The 16,901-nt window shown below is 62.0% G+C and carries 15 protein-coding genes; 12 read left to right on the forward strand and 3 right to left on the reverse strand.

From position 1 onward, the window contains the following. Positions 1-41 precede the first annotated feature (41 nt). Together dnaQ and HU767_RS03525 are read left to right on the forward strand one after the other, a co-directional pair. Positions 42-803 carry a DNA polymerase III subunit epsilon gene (gene dnaQ, locus HU767_RS03520; RefSeq protein ID WP_186704867.1) on the forward strand — a complete coding sequence of 254 codons (762 nt, stop codon included), beginning with the start codon at positions 42-44 and terminating at the stop codon, positions 801-803. Between the two features lie 326 nt (positions 804-1,129). Further along, on the forward strand, positions 1,130-1,744 hold the full coding sequence (locus tag HU767_RS03525; protein WP_186704868.1) for a GNAT family N-acetyltransferase: 615 nt from the start codon (positions 1,130-1,132) through the stop codon (positions 1,742-1,744). Here HU767_RS03525 and HU767_RS03530 read toward each other — a convergent pair. Then, positions 1,710-2,603, reverse strand: coding sequence for a LysR substrate-binding domain-containing protein (locus HU767_RS03530; protein ID WP_186704869.1), 894 nt, complete (start codon positions 2,601-2,603; stop codon positions 1,710-1,712). The two genes, HU767_RS03525 and HU767_RS03530, sit on opposite strands and share 35 nt — an antisense overlap. An 85-nt stretch (positions 2,604-2,688) precedes the next feature. After that, positions 2,689-2,940: a hypothetical protein gene (locus tag HU767_RS03535; RefSeq protein WP_186704870.1), complete on the reverse strand. Its 252-nt coding sequence runs from the start codon at positions 2,938-2,940 to the stop codon at positions 2,689-2,691. A gap of 185 nt (positions 2,941-3,125) precedes the next feature. Between HU767_RS03535 and HU767_RS03540 the strand changes: the two genes are divergently transcribed. Both HU767_RS03540 and HU767_RS03545 read left to right on the forward strand, forming a co-directional pair. Further along, a complete protein-coding gene (locus tag HU767_RS03540) occupies positions 3,126-3,683 on the forward strand; it encodes an NAD(P)H-dependent oxidoreductase (RefSeq protein WP_041476018.1) in 558 nt (185 codons plus the stop codon). Positions 3,684-4,022: 339 nt separating this feature from the next. Next, on the forward strand, positions 4,023-5,306 hold the full coding sequence (locus HU767_RS03545) for an arsenic transporter (RefSeq protein ID WP_186728528.1): 1,284 nt from the start codon (positions 4,023-4,025) through the stop codon (positions 5,304-5,306). A 127-nt stretch (positions 5,307-5,433) separates the two neighbouring features. Here the strand turns inward: HU767_RS03545 and HU767_RS03550 are convergent, their stop codons facing one another. Beyond that, entirely contained in the window at positions 5,434-6,384 is a 951-nt protein-coding gene (locus HU767_RS03550; protein WP_186728529.1) for a DUF1853 family protein, read from the reverse strand. Positions 6,385-6,488: 104 nt separating this feature from the next. On the opposite strand from HU767_RS03550, the gene HU767_RS03555 reads away from it, so the two are divergent. From HU767_RS03555 to HU767_RS03590, 8 genes are all read left to right on the forward strand, one after another. After that, complete coding sequence (locus HU767_RS03555) at positions 6,489-7,379, forward strand: NAD(+) kinase (protein ID WP_003180647.1); 891 nt, start codon at positions 6,489-6,491, stop codon at positions 7,377-7,379. Next, positions 7,376-8,350 carry a metallophosphoesterase gene (locus HU767_RS03560; RefSeq protein ID WP_186704978.1) on the forward strand — a complete coding sequence of 325 codons (975 nt, stop codon included), beginning with the start codon at positions 7,376-7,378 and terminating at the stop codon, positions 8,348-8,350. The genes HU767_RS03555 and HU767_RS03560 overlap by 4 nt, the downstream gene beginning before the upstream one ends. After that, complete coding sequence (locus tag HU767_RS03565) at positions 8,347-9,219, forward strand: rhomboid family intramembrane serine protease (RefSeq protein WP_186704873.1); 873 nt, start codon at positions 8,347-8,349, stop codon at positions 9,217-9,219. Before HU767_RS03560 ends, HU767_RS03565 begins: the two co-directional genes overlap by 4 nt. 45 nt (positions 9,220-9,264) lie before the next feature. Next, positions 9,265-9,525, forward strand: coding sequence for a DUF1315 family protein (locus tag HU767_RS03570; protein WP_186704874.1), 261 nt, complete (start codon positions 9,265-9,267; stop codon positions 9,523-9,525). Next, positions 9,522-10,352, forward strand: coding sequence for a DUF2797 domain-containing protein (locus HU767_RS03575; protein WP_186728530.1), 831 nt, complete (start codon positions 9,522-9,524; stop codon positions 10,350-10,352). The genes HU767_RS03570 and HU767_RS03575 overlap by 4 nt, the downstream gene beginning before the upstream one ends. Before the next feature lie 13 nt (positions 10,353-10,365). Beyond that, positions 10,366-13,023, forward strand: coding sequence for an aminopeptidase N (pepN, locus tag HU767_RS03580; RefSeq protein ID WP_186728531.1), 2,658 nt, complete (start codon positions 10,366-10,368; stop codon positions 13,021-13,023). Positions 13,024-13,381: 358 nt separating this feature from the next. Next, positions 13,382-14,434 (forward strand): YCF48-related protein, encoded by a 1,053-nt coding sequence (locus tag HU767_RS03585; RefSeq protein WP_186704877.1) that lies wholly within the window; start codon positions 13,382-13,384, stop codon positions 14,432-14,434. 43 nt (positions 14,435-14,477) lie between these two features. Then, a complete protein-coding gene (locus HU767_RS03590; protein WP_186728532.1) occupies positions 14,478-16,853 on the forward strand; it encodes an RND family transporter in 2,376 nt (791 codons plus the stop codon). The last annotated feature ends 48 nt before the right edge of the window (positions 16,854-16,901 follow it).

The following is a 16,901-nucleotide window of genomic DNA, read 5'->3' on the forward strand; positions in this document are numbered from 1 at the left end:
TCCGCGCTTTTGCAAGACTGCCCGTTGAGAGCTGAACACTGATGGCCAACAGATCTGTAGTACTGGATACCGAAACCACCGGCATGCCGGTGACCGATGGTCACCGGATTATTGAAATCGGTTGTGTCGAGCTGATCGGCCGGCGCCTGACCGGTCGCCATTTCCACGTTTACCTGCAACCGGACCGCGAAAGTGACGAGGGCGCCATCGGCGTCCACGGCATCACCAACGAATTCCTGGTGGGCAAGCCGCGTTTCGCCGAAGTGGCCGATGAGTTCTTCGAATTCATCCAGGGCGCGCAGTTGATCATCCACAACGCGGCGTTCGACGTCGGGTTCATCAACAACGAATTCGCCCTGATGGGCCAGCACGACCGGGCCGACATTACCCAGCATTGCACTATCCTCGACACCCTGATGATGGCCCGGGAACGCCACCCTGGCCAGCGCAACAGCCTCGATGCCTTGTGCAAGCGCTACGGCGTCGACAACTCCGGCCGTGAACTGCACGGCGCCTTGCTCGACTCCGAGATCCTGGCCGACGTCTACCTGACCATGACCGGCGGCCAGACCAGCCTGTCCCTGGCCGGCAACGCCTCGGACGGCAATGGTACGGGCGAAGGCTCCGGCAACCAGGCCACGGAAATCCGTCGCTTGCCCGCCGACCGCCAGCCCTCGCGGATCATCCGCGCCAGCGAAAGCGACCTGGCCGAGCATGCCGCGCGTCTGGAAGCCATCGCCAAGTCCGCGGGTGCTCCGGCATTGTGGACACAATTGGCCGAGTCGCAGGCCGCCACGCACTGATGAAACCCTGTGAAAGCCATGCTGTTCATTCAAGGTAAGTAAAGAACCTGTGGCGAGGGAGCTTGCTCCCGCTGGGCTGCGTAGCAGCCCCTTTTTGTGAGCGCTTCGCACTCAAGCGGGAGCAAGCTCCCTCGCCACATTGATTCAGCCAGCCTTAAATGAGCTACTGCATCCATCGTTCATTTCTCGCCACAATCGCCACGACCTTCTACCCTGAGGGAACGGGCAGGCTACGGATCCCGCTTGATGTGTGAAGATTTGAAAGACAAGGGCAATGGATGGCACCACGCCGTTGGTTGTCTCAAGGAATGAGGACCTTCCCCAGTATGCAACCGGTCATGAATCCCAAGCACCCCGGGTTGTCGGTGCGAGTCGTCGATGACGGCTTTGCCGCCTATATCTGGGGCAGTGACTTCAGTTTTGAAGTCAACGACTACGCGACGGCGCAGATCGGTCGTCCTGTCAGCCAATGGCCGGTGACGCCCATTGTTCCCTATCGCAAGTGCTATGGCATCGATCCCGAAGAGTTCAGCAGTTTCCGCAACGCTCCGGACAGCGAGATCTTCATGGCCTACCTCGATGACCAGCCGGTAGGGCACCTGGTGATCAGTACCAATTGGAACGGCTATGCCCACATCGACGAGTTGGCGGTGCACGCCCCGGCCCGTCGCCATGGGGTGGCCAAGGCGTTGCTCGACGTTGCCCAGTTCTGGAGCCGCAAGAAAAAACTGCCGGGCATCATGCTCGAGACCCAGAACAACAATCTGGGCGCCTGCCGGCTCTATGAACGATGCGGTTACGTGCTCGGTGGCATCGACCACCTGCGCTATCGCGGCATTGACCGGCATACCGCCGAAGTGGCGTTGTTCTGGTACCGGTTGTTCGACGACCCGCTGGGCATGTCGATCAGTGGCTCAGCAACGCCTCGGCTTGTTCCGTAACCCGCTCCAGCAGCGATTGCAGGGCGGGTGAAGAGGGTGCGCCGTTGAGGCTCAGGGCATAGAGGCCAATCGCGACGGCGGGCGATAGTGGGCAGACATCGAGACCGCCGCCCTTGGCGCCCGAGGCGGTGAACGGGTCGACGATGGCAAGGCCTTCGCCGGCCTCGACCATGGCGCGCATCATCTGATGGGTCTGGACGCGGATCTGGATCATCGGCGCCGGACGCAGCGCCGCCAACTTGTGCTCGAACGCAGGGCTCAGTGGGTCATGGCCATCCAGGCCCACCAACGGTTGGCCCGCCAGGTCCTGGATCGAAATGTATTTTTGCCGGGGTTGCAGCCAGCCGTGGGGCGCGAGCAATTGCAGTTTGCCCTGGGCGATCATCTGGCAATGGATGTCGGGATGTTCAGGGTCGTGCAGGCTCAGGCCCAGGTCGCTTTCACGCAACAGCAGGCTGTGGACGATGTCACGGGTCGGTTGGCTGAGCAGGGTGCACGGCGCATCCGGATGGCGACGGCGCAAGGCGGCGATGCTCTGGGGCAACAACTGCTGGGCCAGCGGCGGGGTGCAGATAATGCGCAAGGGCGGTGCCTGATGGTGTTTCAGGCTGCTGGCCAGGCGTTGCACCGGTTCGAGCGTGTCGTACACCCGCGTGATGCCGTCGCGCAGTTCAAGGGTTTCCCGGGTGGCCTGCAAGCGCCCGCGCACGCTGGCAAACAGCATGAAGCCCAATTGGGCCTCGGCATCGCGCAGGATCGCCTCGACCTCCGCCACCGGCAGTTGCAGCCATTCGGCCGCCGTGCCGAGGTGGCCGGTCTGCAGCAGCGCCTGGATTACTTCGATGTGGCGTAAACGCATGCAAGAAATCCATGTTCGGCGGGTGAGCCATTGAGTGGCTGAATCCTAACCCAAGTCCGGGCATGACTTCTGCTCTAACAACCGGTTATAGCGCTATCTGCGCTTCAGGTTCGCTGGTGAACGTTGCGGCTTCGCGTTTCAGTTCGATGCCTGACTGAACCAGGAGGAATCGGTCTTCGTCGAGTTTGCTGACGCGATCACCGATAGCCAGTTTATAAGTGACGACATCCTTGCCGCTACCGTCCGCAGACGGCTCCGATTCCTGGAACTCATGCACCGAATAGACGCGACCTTCGGCGTCCCGCGCATGAAATTGTCCGACAAGTACTGCTGCCATTGCTTAGAACCTCTGGAAATAGATCACTCGATTTGCGGTTCTGTAGACCTTGCCCAAGCGTGGTAAGTTTTCCTACATGAAAAAAATAGTCGAACCGACCGGTTTTCGTCGCTCCACTGGTCCAATTGTCACGCCGATCATCTATAACTACAGGCTCCTTTGAGCCGACAGTCGAGAAGCCTCTCATGAGTAACGTGTACACAGTGGCCGTTTTGGTGGGCAGCCTGCGCAAGGCATCGATCAACCGCAAAGTCGCGCTGGCACTGGCTGACCTGGCGCCCGCCAACCTCAAGCTGAACATCGTCGAGATCGGCGAGTTGCCACTTTATAACGAAGACATTGACGTCACGCCGCCGGCAGCCTACACCACATTTCGCCAACAGGTGGGCGCGGCCGATGCCTTGTTGTTCGTCACGCCTGAATACAACCGTTCGGTGCCGGCACCGCTGAAGAATGCCATCGACGTGGGGTCGCGTCCGTACGGCCAGAGTTGCCTGAGCGGCAAACCGGGCGCAGTGATCAGCGCTTCACCGGGCGCCATCGGTGGTTTCGGTGCAAACCATCATCTGCGCCAGTCGCTGGTGTTCCTTGACGTGCCCTGCATGCAGCAGCCGGAAGCTTACCTGAGCGGCGCCGGGACGGCGTTTGACGAGGCGGGCAACCTGTCGGAGTCGGTACGGCCTTTCCTGCAGAAGTTCATCGATGCCTACGGCAAGTGGGTCGAGCAGCATAAGAAGGCTTGATACCCCGAGATTCCAGGTAAACCCTGTGGCGAGGGAGCTTGCTCCCGCTGGACCGGTCCGACGCCTCGGGCGAAGCAGGCCCCTTTCGGCGGTCGCTGCGCAACCGAGCGGGAGCAAGCTCCCTCGCCACAAATGTATCTGCATCGGCAATTCAATCCGCGCTTTACGGGCTATTCGAATTTTCCATATATTCGCCCCTCCGCACCTTCAGATCATCCTTCGTCATGTCCAATTCCCACAATCGCGTCGATGGCTTCAGTTCGAACGCCATGGCTGATTGTCCGCTGACACGTCGCTGCCGATGTCCTCTTTTCAATCCTCCTTCCAAGGCTGTTGTACATGCTGATCGCGTCGTTGATTTTCCTGCTGACCATTACGCTGGTGATCTGGCAGCCCAAGGGGCTTGGCGTCGGCTGGAGCGCGACGCTGGGCGCGCTGCTGGCCTTGTTGAGCGGGGTGGTGCAGGTCAGTGACATTCCCCTGGTCTGGCAGATCATCTGGAACGCCACCGGTACGTTTGTCGCGCTTATCATCATCAGCCTGCTGCTGGACGAGGCCGGGTTCTTCGCCTGGGCGGCCCTGCATGTGGCCCGTTGGGGAAAGGGCAGTGGGCGCAAGCTGTTTGCCTTCATGGTGCTGCTGGGGGCGCTGGTGTCGGCCTTGTTTGCCAATGACGGGGCGGCGCTGATCCTGACGCCCATCGTGATCTCGATGCTGCTGGCGTTGCGTTTCTCCCCGGCGGCGACGCTTGCATTCGTGATGGGGGCTGGTTTCATTGCCGACACCGCGAGCTTGCCACTGGTGGTATCGAACCTGGTGAACATCGTCTCGGCGGATTTCTTCGGCATTGGTTTCAACCGCTATGCGGCGGTCATGGTGCCGGTGAACCTGGTCAGCGTGGCGGCCAGCCTGGCGATTCTTATGTGGGTCTTTCGCCGCGACATCCCGCGGGACTACGACCCCGATCAACTGGACGACCCGGCGACGGCGATCCACGACAAGGCAACGTTCTACGCCGGTTGGGTGGTGTTGGTGATCCTGCTGCTGGGCTGTTTTGCGCTGGAGCCACTGGGGATTCCCATCAGTGCGATCTCGGCAGTCTGTGCTGCGTTGCTGCTGGGGGTCGCGGCCTATGGCCACAAGATTTCCACCCGCAAGGCGATGAAGGAAGCGCCCTGGCAGATCGTGATCTTCTCCCTCGGCATGTACCTGGTGGTCTATGGCTTGCGCAACGCCGGGCTGACCGGTTACCTGGCCCAGTGGCTCGACGGATTCGCCGAATATGGCGTGTGGGGCGCGGCGATGGGCACCGGCGTGCTGACGGCATTGCTGTCGTCGGTCATGAATAACTTGCCGACGGTGCTGATCGGTGCCTTGTCCATCGATGCCAGCCAGGCCACTGGGGTGGTGAAGGAAGCGATGATCTATGCCAACGTCATCGGCAGCGACCTGGGCCCGAAAATCACCCCGATCGGCAGCCTGGCGACGTTGCTGTGGCTGCATGTGCTGGCGCGCAAGAACATCCTGATCGGCTGGGGGTATTACTTCAAGGTCGGGATCGTGCTGACGGTGCCGGTGTTGCTGGTGACGTTGGCGGCTTTGGCTGTGCGGTTGTCCATCTAGACCGTAGCCCCTTCGCGAGCAGGCTCGCTCCCACAGGATTATGTGTAGATCATCCATTCCGTACACAACACCAATCCACTGTGGGAGCGAGCCTGCTCGCGAAGGGGCCTGAAGGGCACTTCAAAAATCAGCCATTACCCGGCACATTCGGCCAAAGATCCGCCACCAGGAACACCCGCTCGGCTTCTTCCCATTCGCCCTCGGCGTTTTCGTTCAGGCGTACCATCAACTGCGCCGGCGCCATGGGATCCAGGGCCAATCGCCAGGCGTCCAATTGCGCGGTGCTCCAGGTTTGCTCGGCCGGATAATGCGCCGGGGCCAGCCAGGCGGCGCGGGGCAGGGGCTGCCAGCGGCCTGGCGGATGCTGGGCGATGAATCCGGCCCAATCCCGCTGGTGCAGCCAACGGCCACGCAAGTGCCTGGGGTGGGCGCCGCTCGGCGGTTCGGCCTCGCCCGGCCAGGGATAGAGCAGGTAGCCGCCGAGCCATAGGTGCGAGCGAAACGACTCGATCCCCAGCGTTGCAAGGGCCTCGCGGCTTTCCGGGCGGGCGGATATCGGCAGCTGGTGTTCGCGCAAGTGCGCCAGCTTGCGGTCGAGCCGGTCATGGCAGCCCGGGCCCAGCCATTGCGCGGCGTCCAGGCCGTTACCGTGCTGTGGGCCGAGGTACAACTTGATGGCCAGTTCCAGGTGGTGGATGCCGTCGCGATCGCGCAGCAGCAGGTCCAGTTCGCCCAGGGTATGGCCTTCGCGCCGGATCGGCAGGTTCGCGGCGATCAGTTCGATACCCGGGGCGTGTTGCGCGGCAAACTGCCACAGCCTTTCGTAATACAGGCCCAGGCGCCGCGTCCGCCCTTGGGACAGGCAATGCAGCAAGGGGTAGCTGTCACGGTCCAGTTGCCGCAACCAGTGTTCGAGTCGCCCAGGCTCCTGCACCCAGTCGCTGCCGGCCAGCGGATGGCGCTGGGGCCAGGGCGTGTCGATGAGCATCGGCGGGGCGATGATCGCCCACGCGAGGTCACGCACTTCGGGATGGCGCAGGCGACGGGGCAAGTCCAGCAATTCAGGGAACAGGATCATCTTGCGAGCATAGCCGTTGCGCTGAAGGCTTAAAGGATTTTGTCTACGGCGCGCTTTCGCCCATAATCGTGTTTTCGCCCGCCGCAGACCTTCGCAGGAGCCTCATGGAGCAATTTCGTAATATCGGCATCATCGGTCGCCTGGGCAGTTCGCAGGTGTTGGACACCGTTCGCCGGCTCAAGCGTTTCCTCCTGGAGCGGCACCTGCACGTGATCCTCGAAGATACCATCGCCGAAGTGCTGCCGGGCCATGGCCTGCAGACCTCGTCGCGCAAGATGCTCGGCGAGGTGTGTGACATGGTGATCGTGGTGGGCGGCGACGGCAGCCTGCTGGGCGCCGCCCGGGCCCTGGCGCGGCACAATATCCCGGTGCTGGGGATCAACCGCGGCAGCCTGGGGTTCCTCACCGATATCCGCCCTGACGAGCTGGAGATCAAGGTCGCCGAGGTGCTGGACGGCCACTACCTGGTGGAAAACCGCTTCCTGCTGCAAGCCGAAGTCCGTCGTCACGCCGAGGCCATTGGCCAGGGCGACGCCCTCAACGACGTGGTGCTGCACCCCGGCAAGTCCACTCGGATGATCGAGTTCGAGCTGTACATCGACGGCCAGTTCGTCTGCAGCCAGAAGGCCGACGGCCTGATCGTCGCCACCCCCACCGGTTCCACCGCCTATGCGCTGTCGGCCGGCGGACCGATCATGCACCCCAAGCTCGACGCTATTGTGATTGTGCCCATGTACCCCCATACCTTGTCTGGGCGACCCATCGTGGTCGATGGCAACAGTGAGCTGAAAATCGTCGTGTCCAAGGATATGCAGATCTACCCACAAGTGTCCTGTGACGGCCAGAACCATTTCACCTGCGCGCCGGGCGACACCATCACCGTCAGCAAAAAAGCGCAGAAGCTGCGCCTGATCCACCCGCTGGATCACAATTACTACGAAGTCTGCCGGACCAAGCTCGGCTGGGGCAGTCGGTTGGGGGGTGGAGGCGACTGATGCTCGATCCTGCGCGCAGTTACGATTTGATCGGTGACGTGCACGGATGCGCCCTGACCCTGGAACACCTGCTGGACCGACTCGGTTACCACAAGCAGGGCGGGGTCTGGCGGCATCCGTCGCGCATGGCCGTGTTCCTGGGGGACATCATCGACCGTGGCCCGCGGATTCGCGAGGCGCTGCACATCGTCCATGACATGGTTGTGGCCGGCCAGGCGCTGTGCATCATGGGCAACCACGAGTTCAACGCCCTGGGCTGGAGCACACCGGCATTGCCGGGCAGCGGCCAGCGCTACGTGCGCGAACACACCCCGCGCCATGCCCGCCTGCTCAACGAGACCCTGACCCAGTTCGAGCAGCATCCCGGCGACTGGCATGACTTTCTCAAATGGTTCTATGAGCTGCCGTTGTTTGTCGACGCCGGCCGTTTCCGGGTCGTGCATGCCTGTTGGGATGCGGGCCTGATCGAACCGCTGCGGGGGTTGTTCCCGGACGGTTGTATCGACGAGCATTTTCTCCAGGCCTCGGCCGAGTCGGGCAGTTTCGCCTGCACGGTGTTCGATCGCTTGCTGCGCGGCACGGACATGCGCCTGCCCCACGGCCTGACACTGACCGGTGGCGATGGCCTGACCCGTTCGTTTTTCCGTACCAAGTTCTGGGAAGACAACCCGCAGACCTACGGCGACATCGTGTTCCAGCCCGACGCCTTGCCGGAGCCGGTCGCCCGCACGCCGCTGTCGCCGGACGAAAAAAACAACCTGCTGCGTTATGGCGTCGATGAGCCGCTGCTGTTCGTCGGCCACTATTGGCGCAGCGGCAAACCCGCGCCAATCCGCCCGAACCTGGCCTGCCTGGACTACAGTGCGGTGCTCTACGGCAAGCTGGTCGCTTATCGCCTCGATCAGGAAACCCGCCTGGATCCGCACAAGTTCGTCTGGGTCGATGTCGAACGGCCGGAGGTGGTGCAATGAGTGCTGTCGCGGTTTTGCGCCTGCCCCTGGCAGTGGACCTGAGCGGCTTCGTCAAGCTGCTGCAACGCATGCAGGTGCCCCATCGCGTCAGCGAAGAGGCGGGCGAGCAGGTGCTCTGGGTGCCGGACGAGATCAGTGAGGACGTGCGTTCGTTGTACGCGCGTTTTCCTGCTGGCGATCCCGATCAGCAACTGGAACTGCCGGACACCGCCAGCACGTCCCGGCGCGCGGGGTTCGTCCAGCAACTGGTTCGCAGCCCAGTGACGGCCGTGGTGCTGTTGCTGAGCCTGATCGTCAGCGCGGTCACCCTGCTGGGAGACAATCTTGAGACCCTGCGCTGGCTGACCTTCCTCGAGTTCCGCGTCGTTGGCGACTACATCCAGTTCACGCCATTGGCCGACAGCCTGGCGGCGGGACAGTGGTGGCGCCTGGTGACGCCGATGCTGATCCACTTCGGTTTCCTGCACATCGCCATGAACGGCATGTGGTATTGGGAGCTGGGGCGGCGGATCGAAGCGCGCCAGGGTGGTATCAACTTATTAGGGCTGACATTGCTGTTCAGCCTTGTCTCCAATTTCGCCCAGTACTTTTTCAGCGGTGCGACGCTGTTCGGCGGATTGTCCGGGGTGTTGTACGGCCTGCTGGGCCATTGCTGGATCTACCAACTGCTCGCACCGAACCCGGCCTATCACTTGCCCCGCGGGGTGCTGGTGATGATGCTGGTGTGGTTGCTGCTGTGCCTGTCCGGGCTGGTTTCGCTGATCGGTTTTGGCGAGATCGCCAACGCGGCCCACGTCGGCGGGCTGCTCGTCGGCTGCTTCACTGGGTTATTGGGCGGGCTGTTCGCTCGCCGTAAAATGGCCCTTTGACCGGCGCCTGTGTCTTTTGAGAATGCGCGATTGCGCGGAGAACCCATGTCTTCCTTCAACGAAATGATCCAGAACATCACCCCCGACATCTACCGCAGCCTGAAGCTTGCCGTGGAAATCGGTAAATGGGCCGATGGCAACAAGCTCACCGCCGAGCAGCGCGAACTGTCCTTGCAGGCGATGATCGCCTGGGAAATCCAGAACCTGCCCGAAGAAGAGCGCACCGGCTACATGGGACCGCAGGAGTGCCAGTCGAAAGCCACCATCGTTCCGAATATCCTGTTCAAGTCGGACGCCATCCATTGATCGAGATTGGCCGCGGTGCAATCAGCAAGATGTCGGCGCGCCTTGACGGGCCGACTGTTCAATACGCCTTTCGCCTGGGCGAGGTCGAGGTGCCGGTCAATCCATTGATCGGCAGCACGATCCGCCTGGAATACCTCGGTGCGATCCACTGCACCCATTGCGGGCGCCGGACCAAGACCAGCTTCAGCCAGGGTTATTGCTACCCGTGCATGACCAAGCTGGCCCAGTGCGACCTGTGCATCATGAGCCCCGAGCGTTGCCATTTCGACGCGGGCACGTGCCGTGATCCGGCCTGGGGCGAGCAGTTCTGCATGACCGATCATGTGGTCTACCTGGCCAACTCCTCGGGCGTGAAAGTCGGCATCACCCGTGCCACCCAGTTGCCGACCCGCTGGCTCGACCAGGGCGCGAGCCAGGCGCTGCCGATCCTGCGCGTCGCCACCCGCCAGCAGTCGGGCTTCGTCGAAGACCTGTTTCGCAGCCAGGTAGCGGACAAGACCAACTGGCGCACCTTGCTCAAGGGCGACGCGGCGGCGGTGGATTTGCCGGCGATCCGCGACGCGCTGTTCGACAGCTGCGCCCAGGGATTGCAGGGCTTGCAGGAACGATTCGGCCTGCAAGCGATCCAGACCATAGCGGACGTCGAACCCATCGAGATCCGTTATCCGGTGGAGCAATACCCGACCAAGATCGTCAGCTTCAACCTGGACAAGAACCCGATCGCCGAGGGCACGCTGCTGGGGATCAAGGGCCAGTACCTGATTTTCGACACCGGCGTGATCAACATTCGTAAATACACGGCCTACCAGCTCGCCGTGCATCAGTAGAAGGATTCGACCCATGCGCACCGAACAACCGAAGATGATTTACCTCAAGGATTATCAGGCCCCCGAGTACCTGATCGACGAAACACACCTGACCTTCGAGTTGTTCGAGGACCACAGCCTGGTCCATGCGCAACTGGTGATGCGCCGCAACCCCGAGCGCGGCGCCGGGCTGCCGCCGCTGGTGCTCGATGGCCAGCACCTGGAACTGGTCTCGCTCAAGCTCGACGATGCCGACCTGGGGCAGGGCGACTATCAGGTGGACGACAGTCACCTGACGTTGCAGCCCAAGGCCCAGGTCTTCACGCTCGACACCACCGTGCGGATCCACCCGGAAACCAACACCGCCCTGGAAGGCCTGTACAAGTCCGGCAGCATGTTCTGCACCCAGTGCGAGGCCGAAGGGTTCCGCAAGATCACTTATTACCTCGACCGCCCGGACGTGATGAGCAAGTTCACCACCACCGTGGTGGCCGAGCAGCACAGCTATCCGGTGCTGCTGTCCAACGGCAACCCGATTGCCAGCGGCCCCGGTGAAGACGGCCGGCACTGGGCGACCTGGGAAGACCCGTTCAAGAAACCGGCCTACCTGTTTGCCCTGGTGGCCGGTGACTTGTGGTGCGTCGAAGACACTTTCACCACCCTGAGCGAGCGCACCGTGGCGCTACGCATCTATGTCGAGCCGGAAAACATCGACAAGTGCCAGCACGCCATGACCAGCCTGAAGAAGTCGATGCGCTGGGACGAAGAGGTGTACGGGCGCGAGTACGACCTGGACATCTTCATGATCGTCGCGGTCAACGATTTCAACATGGGCGCCATGGAGAACAAGGGCCTCAACATCTTCAACTCCAGCGCCGTGCTGGCCCGCGCCGAAACCGCCACCGATGCCGCGCACCAACGGGTAGAAGCGATCGTTGCCCACGAGTATTTCCACAACTGGTCGGGCAACCGCGTGACCTGCCGCGACTGGTTCCAACTGTCGCTCAAGGAAGGCTTCACGGTGTTCCGCGACGCCGGGTTCTCGGCGGACATGAACTCGGCCACCGTCAAGCGTATCCAGGACGTGGCCTACCTGCGCACCCATCAGTTTGCCGAAGACGCCGGCCCGATGGCCCACCCGGTTCGCCCGGACAGCTTCATCGAGATCTCCAACTTCTACACCTTGACCGTGTACGAAAAGGGCTCGGAAGTGGTTGGCATGATCCACACGTTGCTGGGGCCTGAGGGCTTTCGCAAGGGCAGCGACCTGTACTTCGAACGCCACGACGGCCAGGCCGTGACCTGTGACGATTTCATCAAGGCCATGGAAGATGCCAATGGCGTCGACCTGACCCAGTTCAAGCGCTGGTACAGCCAGGCCGGTACACCACGGCTGGCGGTGGGCGAGTCCTACGACGCCGCCGCCAAGACCTACAGCCTGACCTTCCGCCAGAGCTGTCCGCCGACCCCGGACAAGATGGAAAAACTGCCGTTCGTGATTCCCGTGGAGCTTGGCCTGCTGGACAGCCAGGGCGCCGAGATCCCGTTGCGCCTGGCCGGTGAAGCGGCGGCAAACGGTACGTCCCGGGTCATCTCGGTGACCGAGGCCGAGCAGACCTTCACCTTCGTCGATATCCCTGAACAACCGCTGCCTTCGTTGCTGCGTGGGTTCTCGGCGCCGGTGAAACTGAGCTTCCCGTACAACCGCGACCAGTTGATGTTCCTGATGCAACACGACAGCGACGGCTTCAACCGGTGGGATGCCGGCCAGCAGTTGTCGGTGCAGGTGTTGCAGGAACTGATCGCCCAGCATCAGCAGGGCGCCAGCCTGACGCTGGATCCGCGCCTGGTCAGTGCGCTGCGCAGCGTACTGTCGGACGAATCCCTGGACCAGGCCATGGTCGCGGAAATGCTCTCGCTGCCAAGCGAAGCCTACCTGACGGAAATCAGCGAAGTGGCCGACGTCGAGGCGATCCACGTCGCCCGTGAGTTCGCCCGCCAGCAGTTGGCCGAGAACCTGTTTGAAGGCCTGTGGCTGCGTTATGAAGCCAATCGCGACCTGTCGAAACGCACGCCATACATGGCCGAGGCCGAGCATTTCGCCCGCCGCGCGCTGCAAAATATTGCGTTGTCGTATCTGATGCTGACCGACAAGCCGGAAGTGCTGAGTGCGACCTTGGATCAATTCGACACCGCCGACAACATGACCGAGCGCCTGACTGCGCTGGCGGTGCTGGTCAACTCGCCATTCGAGACCGAGAAGGCCAAGGCACTGGAAGTGTTCGCGGAAAACTTCAAGGGCAATCCGTTGGTCATGGACCAGTGGTTCAGCGTCCAGGCCGGCAGCCCATTGCCGGGTGGGCTGGCGCGGGTCAAGGCGCTCATGGAGCACCCGGCGTTCAACATCAAGAACCCGAACAAGGTGCGGGCCCTGATCGGTGCGTTTGCCGGGCAGAACCTGATCAACTTCCATGCCGCTGACGGCTCGGGTTATCGCTTCCTGGCGGACCTGGTCATCCAGCTCAATGGCTTCAACCCGCAGATCGCCTCGCGACAACTGGCCCCGCTGACCCGCTGGCGCAAATACGACAGCGCCCGCCAGGCGCTAATGAAAGCCGAGCTGGAACGCATCCTCGCGTCCGGCGGGCTTTCCGCCGATGTGTTCGAGGTGGTGAGCAAGAGCTTGGCGTAAACAGGCTTGGCGCTGCCTTTTGTGGCGAGGGAGCTTGCTCCCGCTGGCCTGCGAAGCAGGCCCGATCTTGATTCATTTCGCCAGAGAAGGCGTGCGAACCAAGATCAGGGAGTCCTTCGGCCTCCAGCGGGAGCAAGCTCCCTCGCCACATCCATCACCCTCACGAATGTCTTCTGATTCACCCTTGATCGATATCCCCCCGGTTAACAAAAGATAACGCGGCGTCGATTGTCAGACCTTTCGAAAGCCCGATAGGATAACGCCAGCTTCCGAAGTGGCTCTAGATTGCAGGTTTCAGGACTATGCTCCAAGACCGGCAACGTACCAAGCCATAACAATAATAATGGGGGAAAGGTCTATGAATGAGCCTGTCATGGCTGTGGGCCGCTGCCGGCCGCCGCTGCTGCGCAGAGTCGCGCTGCTGGCTTCGGCGCTGTCGCTGCTGGGCTCTGCGGTGTTGTCGGCACCGGTGATGGCCGTTGCGGCGTCGACGTCCGATGTCATCTATTCCGTCGAATCGGCCAAGGCCAGCAAAACCCTGATGCTCGATGTGGCCCACGCGGGCCAGCGCCTGGTGGCGGTCGGTGATCGGGGGCACATTGTCTATTCCGATGACCAGGGCACTTCCTGGACTCAGGCCAAGGTGCCGACCCGCCAACTGCTCACCGCAGTCTTTTTCGTTGACGACAAGCACGGCTGGGCGGTGGGGCACGACGCGCAGATCCTCGCCAGTGTTGACGGCGGCAGCACCTGGACCAAGCAATTCGAAGACCTCACCCGTGAAGCGCCGCTGTTGGATGTCTGGTTCAAGGACGCCGGCAATGGTTTTGCCGTGGGTGCGTATGGCGCGTTGTACGAGACCACTGACGGCGGCAAGCACTGGGAAGACGCCAGCGACCGCCTCGAAAACGAAGACCAGTTCCACCTCAATGCGATCGCGGCCGTGAAAGACGCCGGGCTGTTCATTGTCGGCGAGGCCGGCAGCATGTTCCGCTCCGCCGACTGGGGCCAGACCTGGGAAAAGGTCGAAGGCCCGTACGAAGGCTCGCTGTTCGGTGTCATCGGCACCGCCCAGCCTTCGACGCTGCTGGCCTACGGTTTGCGCGGCAACCTGTACCGTTCCACCGATTTTGGCGGCACCTGGGAGCAAGTCGAGCTCAAGGCCGCCCGTGGAACGCTGGAGTTCGGCCTGTCCGGCGCCACGTTGCTGGCGGACGGTTCCATCGTGATTGTCGGCAACGGCGGCAGCGTGGTGCGCAGCACCGACGATGGCGAGACCTTCAGCGTGTTCAACCGCCCGGACCGAATCTCCGTGGCGGCCGTCACGGCGGCAGGCAATGGCAACCTGATCCTGGCGGGGCAAGGCGGCGTGCGCGCCACCACGTCCACCGGCGCCGAACTGAGCAAATGAGTCAGGCCTGCGAGACGGGCATAAAAACAAGAAGGCGGACCCCATGAGCAGTCATCACCAAGACAAGGCAACGTTTCTCGAGCGCCTGATTTTCAACAACCGCCCGGCAGTAATCGTCATTTGCCTGCTGGTCAGCGTTTTCCTGTTCTGGCAGGCCACGCTGATCCGTCCCTCCACCAGTTTCGAAAAAATGATTCCCCTCGAGCATCCTTTTATCGAGAAGATGCTTGAGCACCGCAACGACCTGGCGAACCTGGGCAACACGGTGCGTATTTCCGTGGAAGCCACCAACGGCGATATTTTCTCCAAGGACTACATGGAGACCCTGCGCCAGATCCATGACGAGGTGTTCTACATCTCCGGTGTCGATCGTTCCGGGCTCAAGTCGTTGTGGAGCCCCAGCGTGCGTTGGACCGAAGTGACGGAGGAGGGCTTCGCCGGCGGCGAGGTGATCCCCCAGAGCTATAACGGCTCGGCCGACAGCCTCGACCTGTTGCGCAACAACGTGCTCAAGTCCGGCCAGGTCGGGCGCCTGGTGGCCAACGACTTCAAGTCGAGCATCATCGATATCCCATTGCTGGAGTCCTATCCCGACCCGCAGGACCAGGGCAAGTTGCTCGCCCTCGACTACCGCAAGTTCTCCCATGAGCTTGAAGACAAGATTCGCAACAAGTTCGAAGCCCAGAACCCGAATGTGCAGATCCATATCGTCGGCTTCGCCAAGAAAGTCGGCGACTTGATCGACGGCCTGGTCATGGTGGTGCTGTTCTTCGGCGTGGCCTTCGTCATCACCTTGGTCCTGCTGTACTGGTTTACCAACTGCATGCGCAGCACCGTCGCGGTGCTGAGCACCACCCTGGTGGCGGTGGTCTGGCAACTGGGGCTGATGCACGCGGCCGGTTTCGGCCTGGATCCCTACTCGATGCTGGTGCCGTTCCTGATCTTCGCCATCGGTATTTCCCATGGCGTGCAGAAGATCAACGGCATCGCCTTGCAGTCCAGCGAGGCGGACAACGCCCTGACGGCGGCGCGGCGTACTTTCCGGCAGTTGTTCCTGCCGGGGATGATCGCGATCCTGGCGGACGCCGTGGGCTTCATCACCTTGCTGATCATCGACATCGGCGTGATCCGTGAACTGGCCATCGGCGCCTCCATCGGCGTGGCGGTGATCGTGTTCACCAACCTGATCCTGCTGCCGGTGGCGATCTCTTACGTCGGCATCAGTAAGCGGGCGGTCGAGCGCAGCAAGAAAGACGCGACCCGTGAACACCCGTTCTGGCGCCTGCTGTCGAGTTTCGCCAGCGCCAAGGTTGCGCCGGTGTCCATTGCCCTGGCGGTGATCGCCTTTGGCGGTGGCCTCTGGTACAGCCAGAACCTGAAGATCGGCGACCTGGACCAGGGCGCGCCGGAACTACGCCCGGATTCGCGCTACAACCAGGACAACAACTTCATCATCAGCAATTACTCCACCAGTTCCGATGTGCTGGTGGTGATGGTCAAGACCAAGGCCGAAGGCTGCTCGCGCTATGAGGCCATGGCGCCGATCGACGAGCTGATGTGGAAGATGCAGAACACCGAGGGGGTGCAGTCGGCGATTTCCCTGGTGACCGTGTCCAAGCAAATGATCAAGGGCATGAACGAGGGCAACCTGAAATGGGAGACCTTGTCGCGCAACCCTGACGTGCTGAACAACTCCATCGCCCGGGCCGATGGCCTGTACAACAACAGTTGCTCCCTGGCGCCGGTGCTGGTGTTCCTCAACGATCACAAGGCCGAGACCCTGGACCGCGCGGTGAAGGCGGTGCAGGATTTTGCCAAGGACAACAACCGCGAGGGCCTGGAGTTCATCCTCGCCGCCGGCAACGCCGGCATCGAGGCGGCCACCAACGAGGTGATCAAGGAATCGGAACTGACCATTCTGATCCTGGTGTACATCTGCGTGGCGACCATGTGCATGATCACCTTCCGTTCCTGGGCGGCGACGCTGTGCATCGTGCTGCCGCTGGTGCTGACCTCGGTGCTGGGCAACGCCCTGATGGCCTTCATGGGCATTGGCGTGAAGGTCGCGACCTTGCCAGTGGTGGCGCTTGGGGTGGGGATTGGCGTGGACTACGGCATCTACATCTACAGCCGCCTGGAAAGTTTCCTGAGGGCCGGCTTGCCGTTGCAGGAGGCTTACTACCAGACGCTGAAATCCACCGGTAAAGCCGTGTTGTTCACCGGCCTGTGCCTGGCGATTGGCGTGTGCACCTGGATCTTCTCGGCCATCAAGTTCCAGGCCGACATGGGGCTGATGTTGACGTTCATGTTGCTGTGGAACATGTTTGGTGCGCTGTGGCTGCTGCCAGCCTTGGCGCGGTTCCTGATCAAGCCCGAGAAGCTGGCGGGGCAGAAGGGCAATTCATTGTTTGCCCATTGATGGATGGGCAGGACCTGCCCGGCACAGCCCTGGTGGCGACCCCATGTG

The sequence above is a fragment of the Pseudomonas sp. SWRI179 genome, from assembly GCF_014268705.1.
Classification (GTDB): domain Bacteria; phylum Pseudomonadota; class Gammaproteobacteria; order Pseudomonadales; family Pseudomonadaceae; genus Aquipseudomonas; species Aquipseudomonas zanjanensis.